A 21,284-nucleotide genomic window follows, 5' to 3' on the forward strand; every position below is an offset into this window, starting at 1 on the left:
TGTGTGGTGTTTTTTAACTAAATCTTTCAGGGTTGAATATCTTGATCTCAACCGTTGGCTTTTCGTCATTGGCAAGTTCTGAAACTGTTTTTCCAAAAATGGGTCCTAAACTTAGTCCCATCATTCCGCCGCCGCCTGCAATAATGAGATTCTTTAATCGGGAAGATCTGCCTAAATACGGAAGTCCGTCCGGAGCGCAGGGTCTGTATCCAAACCAGATTTCAGATTCTTTGGGTGTTTCAACCTGAAAGTCGGGTAAATATTTGGGGATGGACTGAATGATTCCTTCCACCCTTTTCATATTAATTTTATCCTGATGGGAAGCCAGTTCCATCGTTCCGCCAAAACGGATCTGCCCGTTCATAGGAGTGACTGCTACTCTAGCCTCAAGCAATAAGGCAGCATGTTCTAATGTATTGAGAGGATTTTCCGGTTGGTGCATCAAGGAATATCCTTTCCCGGGCATTAATTGAATTTTAATACCTGCTTTTTGGGCAAGCTCAGGTAAGAATGAACCTCCCGTCATGATAAATTGGTCTGCCGTAAATTCTTTACCATTGGCAATGACTGTTTTAATAGTATTTCCAGAAGTTTCAAACTGTGTTACTTGATGATGAGTATGAAAAATGACACCCTTATTTTTAAGATAAGAGATCATTTGTTTCATCAGTTTCATTGGATTCATGTGGCCGTCACATTTATAATTGACCCCACCGATTACATCCAGCCGGGCATTGGGTTCCAGTTCCTGAATTTCTGATCGATCCAGAATATCAACGGGTAGTCCCATATTGATAGCCTTGTAAGCCAATTCGGTTTCCTCTTCTGCAACTTTCTCTGTTTTATAGAGCATTAGAATACCATTTTGATTCAGTTCAAAATCAAATCCGTCTTTTTGGGCAATTTCATTATAAAGCCTGCTGCTTGCAAGATTAAGATCCCGGATTGCAGATGCAGAGTAATCAACATGTTTCTGGTTGGAATGTTTCAAAAACTTCAATCCCCAGGAAACCAGCCTGGAATTGAGGGAAGGCCTTACATAAAACGGACTTTTACTGTCAAACATCCATCGTATTCCCTGGGCAACAACTCCTGGTGCTGCCAATGGGGTAAAATGGCTGGGTACAATCATTCCTGCATTTCCATAAGAACAATTGTTGGTAAGATCATTCTGTTCAAGAATTTCCACCTGCCAGCCTTTCTGTAAAAGGTAATACGCTGAGCTTAATCCTGCTATTCCTGCACCGATGATCAGTGCTTTTCCTTTATTCTGTGTCATCTTGTTTGTTTACATCACCTGAAATCCCTGCCAATAAGGATCTTCGTCATCAATAATAATATGATTATAGCCGGTAATTCTGGCCCAGCCTTCTACTGAAGGGATAATGGCTGGCCTTCCATCAACAGTAGTGGTTCCTTCAATTCTCCCGATAAACTGAGAACCGATATAGCTTTCATGAATGAATTCTTCCCCTTCTTTTAATTTTCCTTTAGCATACCATTGAGCCATTCTTGCAGAAGTTCCTGTGCCGCATGGAGAACGATCCAGAGCATTTTCCCCTACTAACACTGCATTTCTTCCACTGGCTTTAGGATCTGTAGGATTGCCTGTCCACTGAATATGACTTAATCCGCTAATATGTTCAATTTCAGGATGGAAGAATTCATATTTTTCATTGAGTAATTTTCGGATAATCTTCCCATAATGGATGAGCTGGCTGGCCGTAAAATCAGAAATATTTCTGAAATTTTCCTGAGGATCGATAATGGCATAAAAGTTTCCGCCATATGCAACATCTGCACTTATTAATCCAAGATCCGGGCATTCAACTTCCAGGTTTTCTGCATATAGAAAAGACTTTACGTTGGTAAGTTTTACCGATTTTACTTTTTTTCCTTCCTGTACGTAATCAATAAGAATAAGACCTGCAGGAGTTTCAAGTCGTAATTTCCCGGGAATTTTAGGAACAACAAGGCCTTCTTCAATTGCAATGGTGACGGTTCCGATTGTTCCGTGTCCGCACATGGGAAGACATCCGCTGGTTTCAATATATAAAACTCCGATATCATTATTTTCATCTACAGGAGGATACAGCATACTTCCGCTCATCATATCATGACCACGGGGCTCAAACATTAATCCCTTTCTTATCCAGTCGTATTCTTTCATGAAGTGAAGCCTGCGTTCCATCATGGAATTTCCTTTTAAAATGGGAGCTCCTCCTGCAACAAGGCGCACAGGACATCCACAGGTATGAGAATCTATACAAAAAAATGTTCTGTTCATGTTGTCTGTAGTTTTAATGATCCTGAACTGACTGCTCCATCTACTATTCTGCTGATTTGTAATGGATTGTCGTTCTTTAGCTCTTCAGGTAAAAATTCATCCGGCCAGTTCTGGAAAGAAATAGGACGGACAAAGCGTTTAACAGCATCCGGTCCCACAGAAGTAAAACGGGAGTCTGTAGTGGAAGGAAACGGCCCTCCATGCTGCATGGCATACACAACTTCTACTCCTGTAGGCATTCCGTTGAATAATAATCTTCCGCATTTATCTCTCAGAAGATTGATCAGCATCGTATTATCCCTTACCTCTTCATGGGTAGCGGCAATGGTGATGGTTAACTGCCCTTTTAGCTGCTGGGCGATTTTCGTTATCTCTTCTTCTGTTTCACACGCTACAAGAATACCAAACGGGCCAAAGACTTCTTCACTCAGTACAGGATTATTCAGGAAGGTCTGAGCATTGGTTTTTATCACCGAAGCACTTCCCTGATAATCATCTGCTTCTGATGAAGCAATTATTTCAACATCTGTCTGTTGTGTTGCTATATTTCTGTTTTTTTCAAAACTTTCAAATATCCCTTTGTGAAGCATTTTAGCCGGAGCCACGTTTTGAATTTCTTCTTTTAATGTCTTGATAAAACGGTCAAGAGGTTTTCCTTTCAAAGCAATAAATACTCCCGGATTGGTACAGAATTGTCCTGCTCCTAACGTTAAAGAAGTACTATATTCTTTGGCTAATATTTCTGCCTTGGTTTCAAGGAGGTTTTGAAAAGCAAATACAGGATTTATGCTTCCCATTTCCGCAAATACAGGAATAGGGTTTTCACGACGGTTTGCTATATCAAACAAAGCTTTTCCGCCCTGGAAAGAACCTGTAAATGCTACAGCCTGGATATCAGGATGCCGGGTGAGATAAGTTCCGGTCTCATAGGAAGTTCCGGTAATATGGCTAAAGATCCCTTCAGGCCATCCAAATGCACTTACAACTGCGGTGATGGCATCCGCCATCATTTGTGAAGTCTTAGGATGTGCCGGATGTGCTTTTATAATGACAGGGCAGCCTGCCCCGATGGCACTGGCAGTATCTCCTCCCGCAGTAGAAAATGCAAAAGGAAAATTACTGGCTCCGAAAATGACAACCGGTCCAATGCCTACATTGTATTTTCTGAGATCTCCTTTTTGTTTTTCAGGCTGGGCAAGATCTATTCTGGCTTCCGTATAGGTTCCGGCAGCAACAGCTTTGGCATAGCTTCTCCATTGTCCTACAGTTCTGGCTTTTTCACCAATAAGTCTGGCCAATGGCAATGACGTTTCCTGATGAGTAATTTCCAGAAGTTCTACTCCCAGTACTTCAATCTGATCAGCGACAGCATTCATAAATTCTGCCCGTTCAGTAACTGTTGTGTTTTTTAAGAATTGGAAGGCTTCAGAAGCCTTCCGAATTCTTTCATCAATATATTGTCTTGACGCTTCTTCCATCATATTTGTTGTTCTGGAATTAATAATACAGGACGATTAGCTCTGCCTTCTTCAATGATTTTTTGAACTTGTTCAGCTTCCTTTCCATGAAGTTCAAGACGTGGAGCTCTTACATAAGGATTGCTTATCCCTTCTGCTGTTGCAGCCAGTTTGATATACTGAATAAGTTTAGGGTGAATATCCAGTTCCAGCAATGGCATAAACCATCTGTAGATCTCTACAGCTTTATCATATTCATTGGCTTTCACATGGTTGTACATCGCCATGGTTTCATTAGGAAACGCATCTACAAGACCTGCCACAAGACCGTCTGCTCCAAGCATCAGGGTTTCCAGACAGATAGTATCTACTCCACCAAGAATTTTGATCCTTTTTCCGAAACGGTTGATCATTCTGGTTACGTTCGCCAGATCTCTTGTTGATTCTTTTACAGCCTGAATGGTCGGATATTCAATAAGCTCCTCGAACATTTCAAGGGAAACATATATTCCATAATCTACGGGATTGTTATAAATAAGAATAGGAAGATCTGTAGCGGAAGCTACTGCTTTGAAATACTCAACAACTTCATGGTTGTCTGCTTTGTAACGCATCGGTGGAAGCAACATGAGACCGTCTGCCCCTAATTCTTTTGCTTTTTGGGCAAAGTTGACTGCATTTCGGGTAGTATTTTCAGAAAGATTGAGAATGACAGGAATTCTTCCCTGTGTTATTTTTTTTGCATATTTCAGCAGTTCAAATTTTTCCTCTGTTTCTAAAGCACTGGCCTCTCCTAATGTTCCTGCAAGGATAATCCCGTGAACTCCTGCTTTAATCTGGGCTTCTGTATTGATAGCAAACATTTCAAAGTCTATCTCACCTTCTTTTGTAAAAGGAGTTAATACAGCGGGATAAATACCTTCCCAGTTTAGTTTTGTACTCATATCAAATAATATTTATCCAAAACTAGCAGAATTTCAAAACGGTAAATGTTAATATTTTAATAGGTTCTAACCGTATTTTAACATGTTGTTTTTTTATTGCTCTATGGTAGCCTCTTTGTAGTGCTTCAGGTATTCTTTAGGAGAATATTTCATAATGGATTTGAACACCCTGTTAAAATTGGTAAGGCTATTGAACCCACTGTTAAAGGCAACAGAAGAAATACTGTACATATTACTGGCAGTTAATAGTCTGCAGGCCCTTTGTACACGAAGTTCATTGAGGTATTCAATATACGTAATGCGGGTACGTTTTTTAAAAGACCGGCAGAAAGCCTGAGGTGTCATACAGGCTTCTTTGGCAATAAGATCTAGAGTCAGTTTACTTTGTGCGAAATTTTTCTTGATAAAATTCTGGGCATCTATAATTCTTTGATCCGTATCAGAAATAGGATTAGGTAAATTCTTTTCTGAAGATAAAGGGATATGCAAATGCCTGTTTTGCATAAGATGATTTAAAATCCTGATAAAATCGATAATCTGATCTACTCCTTTTGTTTTTTGCAGGGCAGCAATATCTTCTGCGATACTTTTTTTAAGCTTGGCTGCTACCTGGAAACCTACTTCGGAATGACTGATGAAATTTTTTAGTTCCTCAAATTCAGGTAATTCGAAAAATGCAGCGATCTTTTTATGAGGATCAAAGAAAATAGAGATGGCATGAACCTTCTGTTTTTCATTTTTCTCAAAATTGCCCCTGAAAACATGGGATTGATTAGCTCCGAGATAGAAAATGTCGCCAGCTTCAAAATTAAAGAGATTCTGTTCTATGGCCAGTGTGCCATGTCCTTTAAGAATCCACATGATTTGCGTTTCTGTATGGCGATGGAAATAAGGATAGAAATTAGGCATTATATCTTCCTGAATACGAATACTTTTGTTGGTGTCGGCAGGAACAGAAAACTGGAGACTCTTCATCATAATATGAATGCTTTACTGGGTTATTAGATTAGCAAGGTTAAAATATTGCTGAAGTTAAGCAAAATATGAACATTAAATATCATATTAAAATACAAATTTTACATATTCTTATTTTTAATGAATAAAGTACTATAAATAGTACAAAATTGTAACTTTAAACTTTTAAAATAAAAAGTATTCATAATATATGTTTTCAGCACAAACTTATCAGGACAGAAGGTCAGTATTACAAAGAAGTGTGTCTAACGGAATCTTATTATTTCTGGGAAATATAGAGAATCCTGTAAACTTTGAACACAATCCTTATTATTTCCGCCAGGATAGTACTTATTTATACTATTTTGGAATTCAGGAACCCCGAATTGCAGCCATTATCGATATCGATGAAAATAAGACCATTGTTTTCGGAGATGAATTAAGTATTGATGATATTGTGTGGATGGGCAGGCAGGAAACTTTGAAAGAAAAAAGTCTGAAATCCGGCGTACAGGAAACTTTACCTTATGCAGAGCTTTCTCAATATATTTTAAAAGCAAAAGCTTCAGGAAGAAAAGTACATTACCTTCCTCCCTATCAGTCTTCCAATAAAATTGTACTCGGAGATCTTCTTGGGATTAAAATTGCTGAATTGCAACCATCTGTGGAAATGATTAAAGCTATTGTAAAACAGCGTTCCATCAAAGAATCTCAGGAAATTGTACAGATCGAACAGGCTGTGAATGTATCCAATGAAATGCATTTGCTGGCCATGCGTGCAACGAAGCCGGGAATGAAAGAATATGAAATTGCCAATGCAATCCAGTATCTTGCAGCCAACAAAGAGTGTCAGATGTCTTATCCTCCTATTGTGACTATCAACGGAGGAATTCTGCATAACCATTACCGTCTCAATACCATGAAAGAAGGCGATCTTTTCCTGAATGATTCCGGAGCAGAAACTGCGATGGGATATGCGGGTGATCTTACCAGAACATTTCCTGTAGGGAAGACTTTTACAACAAAACAAAAGGAAATGTACGAAATCGTTCTGAATGCTTTTAATCAAGCTCAAAACCTTTTGAAACCTGGAATACGATTTAAAGATATTCACCTCAAAGCAGCACAACATCTGGTAGAAGGGCTTATTGATCTTGGATTGATGAAAGGAAACCCTGAAGATGCCGTAAAGAATCATGCTCATACCCTATTCTTTCAGTGTGGACTTGGGCATATGATGGGACTTGATGTACATGATATGGAAGACCTTGGAGAACAGTATATTGGCTATACTGAAGACGAACCAAAAGACACCAAAACTTTCGGATTGAAATCTTTACGTTTAGGAAAAGCTTTGGAATCCGGTTTTGTCGTAACGGTTGAACCCGGTATTTATATGATTCCGGAACTGATTGACATATGGCAGACTGAAAATAAAAACGCAGACTTTATTAATTATGATAAAGTAAATGAATACCGAAATTTCGGAGGAATCCGTGTGGAAGATGATTTCCTGATCACAGATAACGGATACAGACTTTTAGGGAACGGATTGATCAAAACCGTTGAAGAAATTGAAAATTACAGAGCTGAACATTTAGCTTAATTCAAATACGATCTATGAAGAATATAAAAAAACTAACAGCTATTGCATTGTATTTCCTGTGCCTGTCACCATTGGCGGCACAGAAGACACAATGGACTCCGGATGGCAACGCTTATTATTCATTTACTAAAAAAGGGGTTGAAATTGTTGATATACTACATCCCGGGAAAGATCAGCTCCTTTTAAACAGCAGCGAACTGGTTCCTGCAGGAAGTTCTGAAGCCTTACAGGTACAGAGTTTTCAGGTATCTCCTGATGATAAAAGTTTATTACTTTTTGCCAATACAAAGAAAGTATGGAGAGATAATACCCGCGGAGATTACTGGATTTACGACAAAAATACTAAAAAGCTTACCCAACTGGGAAAAGGATTACCCGCTTCCTCACTGATGTTTGCAAAGTATTCCCCGGATGGCAAAAAAGTAGCTTATGTGTCTAAGCATAATATTTATGTTGAAGATCTTTCCAGTAGTCAGCAGACTAAAATCACTACCGATGGTACAGACGGAATGATCAACGGAACTTTTGACTGGGTATATGAAGAGGAGTTCGGAACTCAGGATGGTTTCAGATGGTCTCCGGACGGTAGCAAAATCGCTTACTGGAAGCTGGATGCACGTGGTACGAAAAATTTTCTGATGATTAATAATACGGATAGTCTGTATTCTTTTACTGTTCCCGTAGAATATCCAAAGGTGGGAGAAAATCCTTCCGGATGCAGTATCTGGTTTTATGATCTGGCTTCCAAATCTTCAAAGAAAGCTGATATTGCAGGAGATGAAATGCAAAACTATATCCCAAGAATGGAATGGGTGCTGGATTCTAAATCCATTATTCTACAGCAACTGAACAGAAAACAGAATCAAAGTAAAATTATCGTAGCAGATGCCAATTCCGGAAGCAGTAAGACGATTCATACAGAAACTGATGCGGCATGGATTGATATAAAATCCCGTTGGAATGACAACGATCCAAAGGGTTGGGACTGGATTGATAATGGAAAAGAATTTTTATGGCTTTCTGAAAAAGACGGATGGAGACATATTTATAAAATAGATATGAACGGTAAGGAAACATTAATTACAAAAGATGCTTACGATGTTATAAAACCGGAATTCTTTGATGTTAAGAACAATCAAATTTACTTTTTAGCTTCCCCGAATAATGCTACTCAGAAATACCTGTATAAAGTAAGTATGAAAGGAGGAAAAGCCCAAAAAGTAACTCCTGAATCCTATACGGGTTCTAATACTTATACGATATCACCTAATGGAAAAATTGCCATGTTTACCAATAACAGTGTCAATGCATTTTCTGCAGATGCAGTGATATCACTTCCGGAACATAAAGAATTGGTTGCTGCCAACAGGTCTGCAAAAGCAGATCCTGCAAAATCTAAAGCTGAATTTTTCCAGATTACAACACAGGACGGTATTACATTAGATGGCTGGGTAGTAAAGCCTAAAAATTTTGATCCTAATAAAAAATATCCGATTGTCTTTACAGTTTATGGAGAACCTGCTATGCAAACAGTAACAGATGATTTTTATACCGGCTGGAACTGGTTATATGCCGGAAATATGGCTGAAGATGGTTATTTATATGTTTCTCTTGAAAATCGTGGAACGCCTTCTCCGAGAGGACGTGAATGGAGAAAATCAGTCTATCGTAAAATAGGTCAGATGAATATCCGTGATCAGGCAATGGGAGCAAAAGCTTTATTTGCAAAATGGCCTTATATCGATACTTCAAGAGTTGCCGTATGGGGCTGGAGCGGTGGAGGTTCTTCTACCCTGAACCTTTTAGGACAGTATCCTGATATTTATCAAACAGGAATTGCCATTGCACCGGTTGCCAATCAGTTATTCTATGACAATATCTATCAGGAACGTTATATGGGGCTTCCACAGGAAAACAGAGAAGATTTTGTGAAGGGTTCACCATTAGCTTATGCTAAAAACTTAAAAGGAAACCTTCTGTTGGTTCATGGAACAGGTGATGATAATGTACATTATCAGAATACAGAAGTATACATCAATGAACTGGTAAAATACAACAAACAGTTTCAGCTGATGTCTTATCCTAACCGTACTCATGCTATTAATGAAGGAGAAGGAACATCGCTGCATCTGACAACTATGTTTACGAAGTACTTAAAAGAACACTGCCCTCCGGGAGCAAGATAAATAATGAAAGTCTCACAGTGATGTGGGACTTTTTTATTTCTTAATAATTAAAAATTAGTTTCTGCGGTAAACAAAAATTCCCCGGATTGCTCCAGGGAAAAAATAAGTGTCAAAACCTATAATTTTTTTATATTGGTGTGGAATGATGTTATAAAAGAAGCAACAATGGATGTGCCAAAATACTCACTATTTTATGAAATGTGACTTTTTGTGGTATCTTTTCTTACCTCCTTCTCTGCCGCTTCTATTTTTACAGGATTATCACTAAATTTGAATTGATAATTCTAACATCATTCATGAAACTACCACCCTCCTATTATTCCAATCACGATGTTCTTTTTCTGGCTCAGGACCTTTTGGGAAAAGTACTTTTTACAAAAATCAATGGTGAAACAACAGCCGGAATTATTGTAGAAACAGAAGCCTATTTTGGCGTTAAGGATAAAGCTTCCCATGCCTATGGAGGCAGACGTACAGATCGTACAGAAACATTATACAGTCATGGCGGTGTATCTTATGTGTATCTATGCTATGGGATTCATCATCTTTTCAATGTGGTGACTTCAGTGCAGGATGATCCTCATGCTGTTCTTGTGAGAGCTATAGAACCTTTAATTGGAACAGAAATTATGGAGCTCAGAAGGAATATGTCAGTTTCTAAACCTTCTATTTCTGCAGGTCCGGGATCGGCAGCGAAAGCATTAGGAATTGACCGGACATTCAATAAAAAAGATCTGGCCGGACATGAGATCTGGATTGAAGACCATGGAATTTCATATGCTCAGGATGAAATCATTACAGGTCCTCGTATTGGTGTTGCCTATGCACAGGAAGATGCGCTTTTGCCCTGGCGTTTTTTTGTGAAAGGAAATAAATATGTGAGCAAACCCAATAAAGTATAAATATCAGGATTCATGAACCGAATGATAGAACTCTTTATAATACATCACCAGACTGTCAAGAGAGAAACCCCGGTTCAGACCACTCGTATTGGGTAGAACCCATACTTTTGCCCCACAAAAATCTTCTGGCTGCTCTCCCCAAAGAATTTCTTTTTTCTTAGAAAATGCTTTGTAAGCTGCTTTGCCTAGAAAAGCAACATATTTCGGTTGGTATTTTGTTATTTTCAGTTTAAAACTTTCAAGAGATTCATCAAATTCTTCCTTTGAAAGTTCATCTGCGCGGGAGGTTGGTCTTGCTACTGCAGTTGTCAGCCCATATCCAAAATCCAGAAGAGAAGTATCATTCACCGCTTCTATTTCATGGGGTGTAAATCCTACCTGATGCAGTACTTTCCAAAAACGATTGCTCCTTCCTGAAAAATGGTGGCCGTCATTTGAGGATTTTAAACCAGGGTTGATTCCACAAAAAATAACGTTAAGATGTGTTGAAATAATGTCTGTCAGCATAATGATATTAAGTTACTTCGTGGTATAAAGGTATCACTATTTGTGTTATTCAAATTCCATTATATTATATGAAACGTTTCATCTTCGGTAAAATACATTCTATCTCTGCTTTTTGCCGGATCACATAGTTTATAGGGTTGAATATAAATTGATAATGATAATTTTGTATTGTAAAAGCAATGAATTTTCTTTAATAGATTTTCATTCTCAATATCATTAAAACAAGAATAGTATGAACTGGATTGCATTAATTATCGCAGGAATTTTTGAGATTGGATGGCCTTTGGGGCTTAAATTATCCCAACAGCCGGAAAATAATAAATGGAGCTGGATCATGTTTTCGATCTTATGCATGACCATCAGTGGTGGATTTCTCTGGTTTGCTCAGAAAAGTATCCCTATAGGAACAGCATATGCAGTATGGACAGGAATTGGGGCGGTAGGAACTTTATTGGTGGGAATTCTCTTTTTTCAGGACTCTGCAAGTATTTTAAGATTGCTTTCTGCTTTATTGATTGTAGTGGGAATCATTGGTCTTAAGGTATTTTAAACAAAAATTGGCTCAGGATAATGATAAGTCTTAAGCCAAAACATTATTCAACATTCAAATAATAAACGATCTTCATATATTTCCCACCCTTTGCATTGAAGGACTTAAAAATTCCCTTTCTCTGAGGGGTGACGAAAATTCAAAGAATTTTTGACGGGGTGGTTTTAAACAAGGCTTCAATCTGACTCTTAAAGCTCTATCAATGGCTTATAAGTTCTCCCCACGGGAAGCTGTTTTCCATTGATCTGAATAATATTGGCAGATTTCACCTCTATTTTTGATTGTGATATAATATAGGATTTATGAATGCGGGTAAACATTTTGGGATTTAGAATTTGCTCTATTTTACTGATGGGCATTTTAAAAGTGAAAGTCTCTGTCTTCGTGTGAATATGAATGTATTCTCTTAAACTTTCAATATAAAAAATATCCTGGAGAATAATTTTAACCTTCTTTTTACCACTGTTCATGAAAATAAAATCACGTTCAGAAACTTCGAGTAAAGCATCTTCTGCTTCCATCAAATGCTTGAATTTTTCAATAGCAACAAGAAAACGGTCGTACGGGATGGGTTTCATCAGATAATCTGCAATATCTAGCTCATAGCCTTCTACCGCATACTGATGATAAGCGGTTGTAACAATTACAAACGGCGGATTTTTTACATTTCTGAGAAAATCAAAGCCTTTTATTACCGGAAGATGAAGATCAAGAAACATTAAATCTACAGCATGAATACTTAAAAGACTGCTGGCATATACTGCATCGGCACATTTTCCCAAAAGATTCAGTTCCTGATCTCTGGAGATAAAGTTTTCCAGAATCTCAGCAGCAATAGGTTCATCTTCTACAATAATACAGTTGTATCTTTTAGTGGCTGGTTGTATCATGGAAATCAATGGTTAGAGTTATAATATAGCGGTTATTCTTATCTTCTACAGAAAGCGTATGATTGGGATAAAGCAATTCGAGCTGCCTGCGGATATTTTTCAGCCCTATTTTTGTGGAATGCTCATGGGGTTGTTCCTGTTTGGAGTTTTCTATGAAATAAGTAAAAATTCCGTTTTTTAATCGGATATTTACGGTAATGAACGCTTCTCCCAGGCTTTCGGAAACGCCATGTTTAAAGGCATTTTCTACAAACTGTATCAATATCAGAGGTGAAATTTCCTGAGAAGGATTATCAATATCTTCTGTAAAACTCACGGTAAGCTGACGGTAACGAATCTTCTGAATCTGGATGAAATCTTTAATATTCTCAATATCCTTGGCTACAGAAATAGTTTTTTCTGCAGCTTCATAAATATTATACCGCATTACTTTGGAAAGCTGAAGGATCACATCCGGAGTTTCATCTGCTTTTTTCAGAGCCATTCCGTAAATGTTATTAAGCGTATTGAAAAGAAAATGAGGATTGATCTGAGCCTTCAGCATGGTAAGTTCCTGATCCAGTTTTTCTGATTTTAATTGAGAGATCTGTTCTTTGAGTACATTCTTTTGCCGTGTAATTTCAACTCCGAAAATAAGACCTACCATAAAAATAAGATCCATAAAAGAATTAAAAGCCACATAGCCATTGATAAATCCTGAAGTATGCTTTCCGTCCAATGTTTCTGTAACGCCATAAATCTCAGGATAAATAATATAATGGGTTAAAAACCGGTGACCCAAAATAGCTGCTATTACAAAGAAAATATAGAGAATATATTTAAAAACAAGCTTAAGATCAAGCCTTTCGTATACATACAGCAAAGCATATGCTAATGGAATTTTTACAAAAAGATATCCGAGCTCCAGCATAAATGTATTCTGAAGTCTCATTTGCCATTTGAAATCCGGAAACTGATATCTGGACCAGTAAAAGTCAAGGTAAACTTCCAGAATATAATACAATATCCAAAAAAGCAAATGAATCCGCCATTTAGATTGACTGTCTGATTTCAAGCTTATTATGATTTAAAAGTACAAAGTACTATTTGTTCTCTCAAATATAAAAAATAAGTCTATCAAATGGACGTAACCATCTATAAACTATCAGTTTTGATTATGAGCGGTAATAAAGTTGAAGGAAAAACAGATGATTTGTGAAAGTCTAACCCTTCTTTTTACTCATAAAATGCAAAGAAACTTTAGGGTACATAAGATTCAAAAAGCAGAAGATCAGTAACACATTGAATTCAATACCATTCGTTCCTCCACCTACCACAAACCATCCATTTTGCCAGTGGACGTAATAGATTCCAAAAATGAAAATCAAAATATTACTAACAGCCACTGGCTTGATCCATCTGTCAATCCAGATTAATGGTACCGATAAAAGATGGGTCAGTTTTACTACCCAGGCTATATAAATTCCTACTGGGTTGAAACCTAATCCATTCAGATAGATCTGTCCAAAGTCATTTACATCCCCGCTGAAAATAGAAATCACACTATGCATCAGCAAGATCACTGAAAGCGCAAAACGGAGGTAGAAACTCTTTTTCATAGAAACAAAATTAGTATACAAAAACAAAGGCTCAATATTCTGTATATCAACAACTCTGAAATCAATATAAAAGTTTTAGCTTCGTGGTAATTATAACTTTTATTGGTGAACAGTATTTTAATGAGATATTAATTTTATAACATATTTCAATATAAAGTGATTTAATTGGTAAAATTTATTATCTTTACGCTCGGATACAATGATGAGTTCCCTCATAATCATTAACCTGTCTTCAACAGATATTTCAAATGATTATGGCAAGATTCTAATACACAAATACTTCTATCTTTTTTAATTAAAAAAGAGTGGCAAAATAATTGACCACTCTTTTATATTATATCCAGAAAGAATCTTTCTTAATTCTGTGTCAGATTTTTTTTAATGAAATCTTCCAGTTCTTTGCCATGAAGGTTTTTAGCTAAAATAGTTCCCTGCCCGTCAATAATGACATTAAAAGGCAGTTCATCTACTTCATAAAGCTTTGCTACAGGGCTTTTCCAGAATTTTAAATCACTGATCTGTATCCAGTTGATCTGAAATCTGTCAATCGCTTTCTGCCAGCTTTCTTTATTCTTATCCAAAGATACACCCAGGATTTCAAACTGATTATTTTTTATCTGTTCTGAGTAGGTACTATACATCATTTTCAACTGAGGCTGTTCCTCTACACAAGGAGCACACCATGTTGCCCAGAAATCAATCAGAACCAATTTCCCTTTCAATTCGGAAAGAGAAAATGAAGTTCCATCCGCTTTGGTCATTGTAATTTCAGGGGCTTTCTTCCCTATTTCTATTTTGTTTTGAGCATTCATATAGCTCGAAAACAGTATTAAAAATAGTAGTTTAAAACCATTCTTCATATTAATCATTTGTAGGATAATCTTTATCAAGCCAGTCTGTTTTGATATTTTTCGGAAGATTTAAAAGCTTCGCATTTTTGAAGCCCATTTCCATCAGCAAAGCAAATGCAGGACGAATATTAGGACATTTTACAAAAGGACAACATCCGCAGTAAATCACAATTTCTCTGTTCTTTGGAATATCTTTAAGATAATTTCTCAGTTTTTCCAGATTTTCTGGTTCATGAGTTGGTCCAATGTCTACAGAGCCTTTCACAATAGCTTCTGGACCTACTGAAATAATTACCAGATCTTTTGTTTTATTCTTTTCAATTCTGGAAGCCAGTAACGCCGGATCCATCAGCTGGCTGTCTTTCCATGGATCCTGTTTTTGCTGTGCCTGACTGAAAACCGAACAGACCAAGCAAGCAATGATAAACAAATACTTCATTCTTCTATTTTTCACAAAGATAAGTTGAAAAGTTCAGAGTACAGGACTGTATGGTTTCCAATAGACTTATTAAAATTTTTAATTTTAAAACCTTTAGCAAATAATTTTATACATTTATGTGAAGTATTGTTGAATAAAAACACTCTTAACAATGGAAGAAAGATTCCAGCCTGATGCAATCATCATCGGAACAGGGCTTGCAGGGCTTACTGCAGCCATGGAAATTACCAATACCGGAAAGAAAGTTCTGCTTTTGGATCAGGAAACTGAACAGAATATTGGCGGACAGGCATTCTGGTCATTCGGAGGATTATTTCTTATCAATTCACCCCAGCAAAGAAGAATGGGAATCAAAGATTCTTATGAATTGGCTTTACAGGACTGGAAAGGAACTGCTGGTTTTGACCGTCCGGAAGACTACTGGCCTCGTCAATGGGCTGAAGCTTACCTGAAATTTGCTGCTGGTGAAAAATACGAATACATTTCCAAACTGGGAATCAAGCTGATGTTTATGGTAGGTTGGGCAGAGCGTGGTGATGGTTCTGCAACAGGTCACGGAAATTCCGTTCCCCGCTTCCATGTGAGCTGGGGAACAGGCACAGGTGTGGTAAAACCTTTTGTTGAAAAAGCTTACAAAGCTCAGGAAAAAGGGTTGCTTCAGATGAAATTCAGACATCGGGTGACTGAAATTATTACTGAAAACGGGAAGATCAAAGGTGTTAAAGGAGATATTCTTGAAAATGACATTCAGGAAAGAGGTGCTGAGACCAATAGAAATGTAATCTCTTCCTTTGAATATACAGCCCCGAATATCATCATCGCTTCTGGAGGAATTGGTGCTAATCATGAGCTGGTAAGGAAAAACTGGCCTGATAGATTAGGAAAAGCACCTGAGAACATGGTGTGTGGTGTTCCTGCTTATGTGGATGGAAAAATGATAGGCATTGCAGAAAATGCAGGTGCTCATATCATCAATCCGGACAGAATGTGGCATTATACGGAAGGATTACAAAACTGGAATCCTATCTGGCCAAAGCACGGAATCCGCATTTTGCCGGGACCATCATCGCTATGGTTTGATGCGAAAGGTGAACGTCTCCCCGCTCCTTTTCTTCCGGGATTTGATACGCTGGGGACTTTACAGTATATCCAGGAAACAGGGTTTTCCTATTCATGGTTTATCCTTACACAGAAAATTATCAAAAAGGAATTTGCCCTTTCTGGTTCAGAACAAAATCCGGATATTACGAATAAAGATTATGCTCTTTTTCTGAAAAGAATTTTTGGTAAAAAAGCGCCCGGACCTGTAGAAGCTTTTAAAGAACACGGAAAAGACTTTATTGTTTCAGATAATCTGGAAGATCTGGTTAAAAGAATGAATGAGCTGGCAGGAAATAGTCTCCTGAACTATGAAAATATAAAGTCACAGATTGAAGGCAGAGACAGAGAGTTAGACAATAAGTTTTCAAAAGACACTCAGGTTAATTATATCAGAAATACCCGAAATTATTTAGGCGATAAATTGGGAAGAGTTGCTGCTCTGCATAAGATCTTAGATCCGGAAAACGGACCTTTGATTGCTGTACGTCTTAATATTTTAACCCGAAAAACGTTGGGCGGAATAAAAACCAATCTGGATGGTCAGGTATTGAGAGAGGATGACAGTGTTATTGAAGGATTGTACGCTGCCGGAGAAGCAGCTGGCTTTGGCGGTGGCGGAATGCACGGTTACAGAGCCCTGGAAGGAACATTTTTGGGAGGCTGTGTCTTTTCAGGAATGAAAGCCGGAAAATATATTGCAGGACTTTAAACTTAAAACCTATTGAATATGAGTAATTATTTTGATCATAAAGTCATTTGGATTACCGGAGCATCATCAGGCATTGGTGAAGCTTTGGTAAAAGAACTTACCAGAAACAGTAACGCCAAAATTATCCTTTCCTCCAGAAAAGAAGAACAGCTTCATTCTGTTGCTGAGAAAGCTGGTTTGAGTAAAGATCGGTATGCGGTGATCCCTTTAGATCTTAAAAATTATAAAGAAATGCCTGCCATTGCAGCAAAAGCATCAGAACAATTCGGCAAGATTGATATGTTGATTAATAATGCAGGATTGTCACAACGGTCTTTAGCTATGGAAACCGATATTGAAGTAGATAAAAAGCTCATCGATATTGATTATATCGGAACAGTAGCGCTTACAAAGGCTGTTTTACCTTATATGATTAAAAATAAAGGAGGACAGATTGCTGTTGTGTCCAGTTTAATGGGAATTTTCGGTACTCCTATGAGAAGCGGATATGCCGGAGCCAAACATGCATTACATGGTTTTTTTGATGCGCTCCGGGCAGAATTATTCAGCCAGAATATTAAGATAACCCTTATTTGTCCCGGTTTTATACAGACAGACATTTCTATAAATGCAGTTACCGGAGACGGTTCATTACAAGGCACAATGGATGACGCCACACAGAATGGAATGCCCGTAGATATTTTTGCGAAAAAAATGCTTTCTGCTATTGAAAAACAGAAAAGGCAAAAAGCTATAGGTGGTAAAGAAGTAATGGCTGTGTATCTTAAGAGATTCTTTCCCGGTTTATTGGCAAAAATAGTCCGTAAGGCAAAAGTCGTATAATGAAAAGAGGCTGTTTCAAAAGTCAAACAATTGGCTTTTGTCATTCTGACGAAGGAAGAATCTTATTGATGAACAACTATATGAGATTCTTCACTGCATTGATGAACTACGTTCGCAGACTTTAGTCTGTGTTCAAAATGATACTTTTGAAACAACCTTTTTTATATCAGAAGGTTTTTACCAATCCTATTCCCACAATTTTATTCTGATAGAAAGGCATTACCATGGTGGATGAAAGCGAAGTTTTAACTTTATTTTTTCCTCGTAATAAATTATCAATTTTTGGAAACAACCAATAAGCCAGCTCTGTAGAAAGAATTCCGAATCCGGCTCCCGCTACAACATCTCCCAGCCAGTGCTTATCATTCAGCATTCTGTAAACTCCGGTGAAAATTGCAAACGGATATCCGGAGATACTGAGCCAGAAATTGGTGTCTTTATATTCCCGGAACATAAACTGTGCAGAAGAAAACGCTGTGGCAGCATGTCCTGAAGGAAAAGATAATGTATTCGATCTGTCCGGTCTTTCTTCTTTTACCAGATACTTTAATGGCATTGTAAAAGCAGCTGCAATCAATTGTGAAGATGCGTAAATGATGGTGCGGTCTCTCAGATTATGTTTTCCTTTTATCCCCATTGCATTAAGCCCGTATACCATTACTGCCGGAGCATATTGGGTATAATTATCCAGCTGTATCTGTTTAGGCTGATGTTCATTGATTTCAACCTTAGTAGATACATTAAGCTGCTTCAGATTCTTAATGGAAAGACCTGCTACTCCGTAGGTAATAAATGCTGCAGGAATGATCAAACTCTTATAATTCAGAGTACTTTTTGTAACCTCCGTCGTCCTAATGCTATCCTGTACAGGCTTTTGAAACTTAATTGTATCATTGACACTCTGTGCATTGATTCTGCTTAAAAGTGAACTCAAAATCATTACATACATCCATGTTTTTTGAAACTGTTTTTTCATTTTAAACCATATTTAAAATTATCCGATTCTGTATTAAAATTTATAGCTGTATCCCAAACGAACCACCTGGGTTTCGTAGTAATCATTGCTGGTATAGGCAAATCCTTTACCCTGTACAGACTTCTTGATTACCATTGTATTGAGTAAATCTGAGGCGTTAAAAAAAAGTTCTCCCTTTCCTTTCTGAATGGCTTTTTTCACTCCTGCATCCATCGAAAATCTTGATTGTATTTTTCCCTGAGGAATAATATCCGGAGCCAGATACACCAATGTAAACTGCATATCTAACCCTTTGGAGAAACGAAAAACATTGTTCATCTTAACATTCCCTGAGATAGCCGTTTGCAGATCTGCAGAGAAAGTATTGGGTTGAGGATACAGATTTTGTACAGTAAATGCATCGATCTGATTACGATATATATTTCCGTTGATATTCAGGGAATAAACATCCGATACTTTTTGGTTCAAAATTGTTTCAAGCCCTGTATTATAGCTCTTTCCTGCATTTTGGAAGATGGCATAAATTAAAGTGCTGCCGGGAACAATACTGGAAATTCTGGTGATTGTTCCATTGGCAAAACGGTGGTATAATGCAGAATATAAATATCCGCTATCCCAATTGTGTTTATATCCAAGTTCGATAGAATTAGTAAACTGAGGACGTAATGCAGGATTTCCAACCTTAATGATTTCTGCATCATCATATTTTGGAAATATTCTGATATCCACTTCATTAGGACGGTCTACCCTTCTGTTATAGAAAACGGAGAACTTATTACGATCATCAAGCTTATACGCCAGCCTGAAATTCGGGAATGGCTGGGTGTAATTGTATCCGTCACTTTTATAGGTAGGATGGTTTGGATTTACATCATACTGAATTCCCACATATTCCAGTCTAAGCCCCAATTCTGCCTCCCATTTTTCATTTTCAAAAACATAATTTCCATACACGGCAGGAATAAATTCTTTATAATCTGCCTTTCCACCGGCAGAAACATCCAACACAGAGTTCGCTCCCGGAATAAAATTCATATTGGTAGGAATGCTTCTGTTTCTCAGCTTAATTCCGGTTTCTATTCGTCCATATTTCAATGGTTTTACATAATCTACATTAAAATCGTATACCTGTTCATCCGATAATAGCTTAAAAGCATCAGTTCCGGTAGAAGACGGCAGATAATTGTCATAGAAATATTTTTCATCTTCTCTATGAAAAGTATAATTGAATCCCACATTCAATACATGTCCTGCTTCTTTGAATTTATGCTGATAGGAAGCTGTTCCCATCACGGTTGTTTTCAGCTCATCCTCCAGAAACTGCCAAAGACGCAGCCGTCGAGACATATCCCCATTGAAAAAAGGCTGGTCTCCCCTGTCGATAATCTTTTCACTTCCGTACATTCCTGAAATGGTTAAGGTATTCTGAGCATCAATATTCCAGTCTATTCCGGCTTTGGTCGTAAAGAAATTGGTATTTCTGTTTCTTTTCAGCTGGGAATTGATCACTGTTCCGTCATCATAAGTACGGGTTACAAATTCATTCTTATTAAGTGTCTCCGTGTACAGATTATCTGCCTGTAAAAATATATTGACTTTGTTTTTTCTATAATTGACAGACAATGATGGATTAATTTTAGGCGTAAGGGTGTACTGTGGTCTTATCGTAGGAAGATTTTCCTTTCTTACCCAAAGTGAACCTAAACCAGTGGTGAATCCTGCTTTTCCGTTCCATCCGTTCTGTTTATTTTTTTTCATGATGATATTGATGATTCCGGCATTTCCGTTCGCATCGTACTTTGAGGAAGGATTGTTGATGATCTCAATTTTATCAATCGCAGAAGCAGGAATATTATCCAATCCGGTCTGACTTCCAAAACCTGTAAGAGCAGTCTGTTTGCCATCAATTAATACAGTTACTTTATCATTTCCCCTAAGCTGTACTTTACCATCCTGTACAGTAATTCCGGGAAGATTCTGCATACTTTGTAATACTGAACCACCACTTTGACTGATATTATCTGCCACAGAGTATGTTTTCTTATCCAAACGGCTGTCTATTTCATTTTTTTTAGAAGCTGTAATGGTAATCGCCTCTATTTTGGTTTCCGTTTCCTGCTGCGCAGTCAGTTCAATGGTAGGAATTTCCAGAAACTCAGAAAGACTTCCTATAAAAACGGGTTGTATCTGTATACGATATCCTGTGAGTGAGGTTTCCAGAAGATAATGGTCTGGTTTTATTCCGGTAAGAGAAAATCTTCCTTCTTCATTGGTAATTGTTCCTGCTGTAAAAGTGCTGTCTTTTTCTTTCTTTAAAATAATATGAGCATATGGTAATGCTGTCTTGTCTTGACCGGTAATTCTTCCTGAAGCCGTCACAGAAGCTGTCTGTGCAGAAACAAGGGAAGAAGCCACTATGCAGGCTGGAAAAAATATCAGAGCTGTCTTATTCATTCTTCTAGTTTTATTTTCTTTAAAATATTTTTTATTATATGAGGTGTTGGA

The 21,284-nt window shown here is 37.6% G+C and carries 19 protein-coding genes; 6 read left to right on the forward strand and 13 right to left on the reverse strand.

Annotated features, from left to right (window positions below; translation table 11 throughout):
- Nucleotides 1-13: 13 nt before the first annotated feature.
- From NK356_RS01040 to NK356_RS01060, 5 genes are all read right to left on the reverse strand, one after another.
- Entirely contained in the window at nucleotides 14-1,279 is a 1,266-nt protein-coding gene (locus NK356_RS01040; RefSeq protein WP_253315977.1) for an FAD-binding oxidoreductase, read from the reverse strand.
- A gap of 9 nt (nucleotides 1,280-1,288) precedes the next feature.
- Nucleotides 1,289-2,287, reverse strand: coding sequence for a 4-hydroxyproline epimerase (locus NK356_RS01045; protein ID WP_253315978.1), 999 nt, complete (start codon nucleotides 2,285-2,287; stop codon nucleotides 1,289-1,291).
- Nucleotides 2,284-3,768: an aldehyde dehydrogenase (NADP(+)) gene (locus NK356_RS01050; protein ID WP_253315979.1), complete on the reverse strand. Its 1,485-nt coding sequence runs from the start codon at nucleotides 3,766-3,768 to the stop codon at nucleotides 2,284-2,286. Before NK356_RS01050 ends, NK356_RS01045 begins: the two co-directional genes overlap by 4 nt.
- Nucleotides 3,765-4,688, reverse strand: coding sequence for a dihydrodipicolinate synthase family protein (locus NK356_RS01055; RefSeq protein WP_034698018.1), 924 nt, complete (start codon nucleotides 4,686-4,688; stop codon nucleotides 3,765-3,767). Before NK356_RS01055 ends, NK356_RS01050 begins: the two co-directional genes overlap by 4 nt.
- Nucleotides 4,689-4,781: 93 nt before the next feature.
- Nucleotides 4,782-5,666 carry an AraC family transcriptional regulator gene (locus NK356_RS01060; RefSeq protein WP_253315980.1) on the reverse strand — a complete coding sequence of 295 codons (885 nt, stop codon included), beginning with the start codon at nucleotides 5,664-5,666 and terminating at the stop codon, nucleotides 4,782-4,784.
- 187 nt (nucleotides 5,667-5,853) lie between these two features.
- Here NK356_RS01060 and NK356_RS01065 point away from each other — a divergent pair, with 187 nt between their 5' ends.
- From NK356_RS01065 to NK356_RS01075, 3 genes are all read left to right on the forward strand, one after another.
- The gene (locus tag NK356_RS01065; protein WP_253315981.1) at nucleotides 5,854-7,248 is read left to right on the forward strand and encodes an aminopeptidase P family protein; all 1,395 of its coding nucleotides are present in this window, start codon (nucleotides 5,854-5,856) and stop codon (nucleotides 7,246-7,248) included.
- A 14-nt stretch (nucleotides 7,249-7,262) separates the two neighbouring features.
- The gene (locus NK356_RS01070) at nucleotides 7,263-9,434 is read left to right on the forward strand and encodes a S9 family peptidase (RefSeq protein ID WP_081906506.1); all 2,172 of its coding nucleotides are present in this window, start codon (nucleotides 7,263-7,265) and stop codon (nucleotides 9,432-9,434) included.
- 296 nt (nucleotides 9,435-9,730) lie between these two features.
- Complete coding sequence (locus tag NK356_RS01075; protein ID WP_034698023.1) at nucleotides 9,731-10,336, forward strand: DNA-3-methyladenine glycosylase; 606 nt, start codon at nucleotides 9,731-9,733, stop codon at nucleotides 10,334-10,336.
- A 3-nt stretch (nucleotides 10,337-10,339) separates the two neighbouring features.
- Here NK356_RS01075 and mug read toward each other — a convergent pair whose 3' ends face one another.
- Nucleotides 10,340-10,843, reverse strand: a complete 504-nt coding sequence (gene mug, locus NK356_RS01080) for a G/U mismatch-specific DNA glycosylase (protein WP_253315982.1) — start codon at nucleotides 10,841-10,843, stop codon at nucleotides 10,340-10,342.
- A 232-nt stretch (nucleotides 10,844-11,075) separates the two neighbouring features.
- Here mug and NK356_RS01085 point away from each other — a divergent pair, with 232 nt between their 5' ends.
- Nucleotides 11,076-11,393: a multidrug efflux SMR transporter gene (locus NK356_RS01085; protein WP_034698029.1), complete on the forward strand. Its 318-nt coding sequence runs from the start codon at nucleotides 11,076-11,078 to the stop codon at nucleotides 11,391-11,393.
- A gap of 188 nt (nucleotides 11,394-11,581) precedes the next feature.
- Here the strand turns inward: NK356_RS01085 and NK356_RS01090 are convergent, their stop codons facing one another.
- The 5 genes from NK356_RS01090 to NK356_RS01110 all read right to left on the reverse strand — a co-directional run bounded on the left by NK356_RS01090 (nucleotide 11,582) and on the right by NK356_RS01110 (nucleotide 15,171).
- Nucleotides 11,582-12,283, reverse strand: coding sequence for a LytTR family DNA-binding domain-containing protein (locus NK356_RS01090; protein ID WP_253315983.1), 702 nt, complete (start codon nucleotides 12,281-12,283; stop codon nucleotides 11,582-11,584).
- On the reverse strand, nucleotides 12,264-13,301 hold the full coding sequence (locus NK356_RS01095) for a sensor histidine kinase (RefSeq protein ID WP_253315984.1): 1,038 nt from the start codon (nucleotides 13,299-13,301) through the stop codon (nucleotides 12,264-12,266). Before NK356_RS01095 ends, NK356_RS01090 begins: the two co-directional genes overlap by 20 nt.
- Before the next feature lie 184 nt (nucleotides 13,302-13,485).
- Nucleotides 13,486-13,881: a DoxX family protein gene (locus tag NK356_RS01100; protein WP_253315985.1), complete on the reverse strand. Its 396-nt coding sequence runs from the start codon at nucleotides 13,879-13,881 to the stop codon at nucleotides 13,486-13,488.
- 356 nt (nucleotides 13,882-14,237) lie between these two features.
- Nucleotides 14,238-14,741: a TlpA disulfide reductase family protein gene (locus NK356_RS01105; protein ID WP_253315986.1), complete on the reverse strand. Its 504-nt coding sequence runs from the start codon at nucleotides 14,739-14,741 to the stop codon at nucleotides 14,238-14,240.
- Nucleotide 14,742: 1 nt separating this feature from the next.
- On the reverse strand, nucleotides 14,743-15,171 hold the full coding sequence (locus NK356_RS01110; protein ID WP_034698043.1) for a hypothetical protein: 429 nt from the start codon (nucleotides 15,169-15,171) through the stop codon (nucleotides 14,743-14,745).
- Between the two features lie 151 nt (nucleotides 15,172-15,322).
- Here NK356_RS01110 and NK356_RS01115 point away from each other — a divergent pair, with 151 nt between their 5' ends.
- Nucleotides 15,323-16,981, forward strand: a complete 1,659-nt coding sequence (locus tag NK356_RS01115; protein WP_253315987.1) for an FAD-binding dehydrogenase — start codon at nucleotides 15,323-15,325, stop codon at nucleotides 16,979-16,981.
- Between the two features lie 18 nt (nucleotides 16,982-16,999).
- Complete coding sequence (locus NK356_RS01120; RefSeq protein WP_253315988.1) at nucleotides 17,000-17,803, forward strand: SDR family oxidoreductase; 804 nt, start codon at nucleotides 17,000-17,002, stop codon at nucleotides 17,801-17,803.
- A gap of 166 nt (nucleotides 17,804-17,969) precedes the next feature.
- On the opposite strand, the gene NK356_RS01125 is transcribed toward NK356_RS01120, so the two are convergent.
- On the reverse strand, nucleotides 17,970-18,779 hold the full coding sequence (locus NK356_RS01125) for a phosphatase PAP2 family protein (RefSeq protein ID WP_253315989.1): 810 nt from the start codon (nucleotides 18,777-18,779) through the stop codon (nucleotides 17,970-17,972).
- 33 nt (nucleotides 18,780-18,812) lie between these two features.
- Entirely contained in the window at nucleotides 18,813-21,233 is a 2,421-nt protein-coding gene (locus tag NK356_RS01130; RefSeq protein ID WP_253315990.1) for a TonB-dependent receptor, read from the reverse strand.
- Nucleotides 21,234-21,284: the final 51 nt, after the last annotated feature.

Origin of the sequence: Chryseobacterium sp. S0630, from assembly GCF_024158915.1 — a bacterium.
In the GTDB taxonomy this organism is placed as follows: Bacteria; Bacteroidota; Bacteroidia; order Flavobacteriales; family Weeksellaceae; genus Chryseobacterium.

Bases quoted from the DNA above. Each gene is read 5' to 3' on its own strand.
- NK356_RS01040 (WP_253315977.1), bottom strand. From the start codon at position 1,279: ATGACACAGAATAAAGGAAAAGCACTGATCATCGGTGCAGGAATAGCA.
- NK356_RS01045 (WP_253315978.1), bottom strand. From the start codon at position 2,287: ATGAACAGAACATTTTTTTGTATAGATTCTCATACCTGTGGATGTCCT.
- NK356_RS01050 (WP_253315979.1), bottom strand. From the start codon at position 3,768: ATGATGGAAGAAGCGTCAAGACAATATATTGATGAAAGAATTCGGAAG.
- NK356_RS01055 (WP_034698018.1), bottom strand. From the start codon at position 4,688: ATGAGTACAAAACTAAACTGGGAAGGTATTTATCCCGCTGTATTAACT.
- NK356_RS01060 (WP_253315980.1), bottom strand. From the start codon at position 5,666: ATGATGAAGAGTCTCCAGTTTTCTGTTCCTGCCGACACCAACAAAAGT.
- NK356_RS01065 (WP_253315981.1), top strand. From the start codon at position 5,854: ATGTTTTCAGCACAAACTTATCAGGACAGAAGGTCAGTATTACAAAGA.
- NK356_RS01070 (WP_081906506.1), top strand. From the start codon at position 7,263: ATGAAGAATATAAAAAAACTAACAGCTATTGCATTGTATTTCCTGTGC.
- NK356_RS01075 (WP_034698023.1), top strand. From the start codon at position 9,731: ATGAAACTACCACCCTCCTATTATTCCAATCACGATGTTCTTTTTCTG.
- mug (WP_253315982.1), bottom strand. From the start codon at position 10,843: ATGCTGACAGACATTATTTCAACACATCTTAACGTTATTTTTTGTGGA.
- NK356_RS01085 (WP_034698029.1), top strand. From the start codon at position 11,076: ATGAACTGGATTGCATTAATTATCGCAGGAATTTTTGAGATTGGATGG.
- NK356_RS01090 (WP_253315983.1), bottom strand. From the start codon at position 12,283: ATGATACAACCAGCCACTAAAAGATACAACTGTATTATTGTAGAAGAT.
- NK356_RS01100 (WP_253315985.1), bottom strand. From the start codon at position 13,881: ATGAAAAAGAGTTTCTACCTCCGTTTTGCGCTTTCAGTGATCTTGCTG.
- NK356_RS01105 (WP_253315986.1), bottom strand. From the start codon at position 14,741: ATGAAGAATGGTTTTAAACTACTATTTTTAATACTGTTTTCGAGCTAT.
- NK356_RS01110 (WP_034698043.1), bottom strand. From the start codon at position 15,171: ATGAAGTATTTGTTTATCATTGCTTGCTTGGTCTGTTCGGTTTTCAGT.
- NK356_RS01115 (WP_253315987.1), top strand. From the start codon at position 15,323: ATGGAAGAAAGATTCCAGCCTGATGCAATCATCATCGGAACAGGGCTT.
- NK356_RS01120 (WP_253315988.1), top strand. From the start codon at position 17,000: ATGAGTAATTATTTTGATCATAAAGTCATTTGGATTACCGGAGCATCA.
- NK356_RS01125 (WP_253315989.1), bottom strand. From the start codon at position 18,779: ATGAAAAAACAGTTTCAAAAAACATGGATGTATGTAATGATTTTGAGT.
- NK356_RS01130 (WP_253315990.1), bottom strand. From the start codon at position 21,233: ATGAATAAGACAGCTCTGATATTTTTTCCAGCCTGCATAGTGGCTTCT.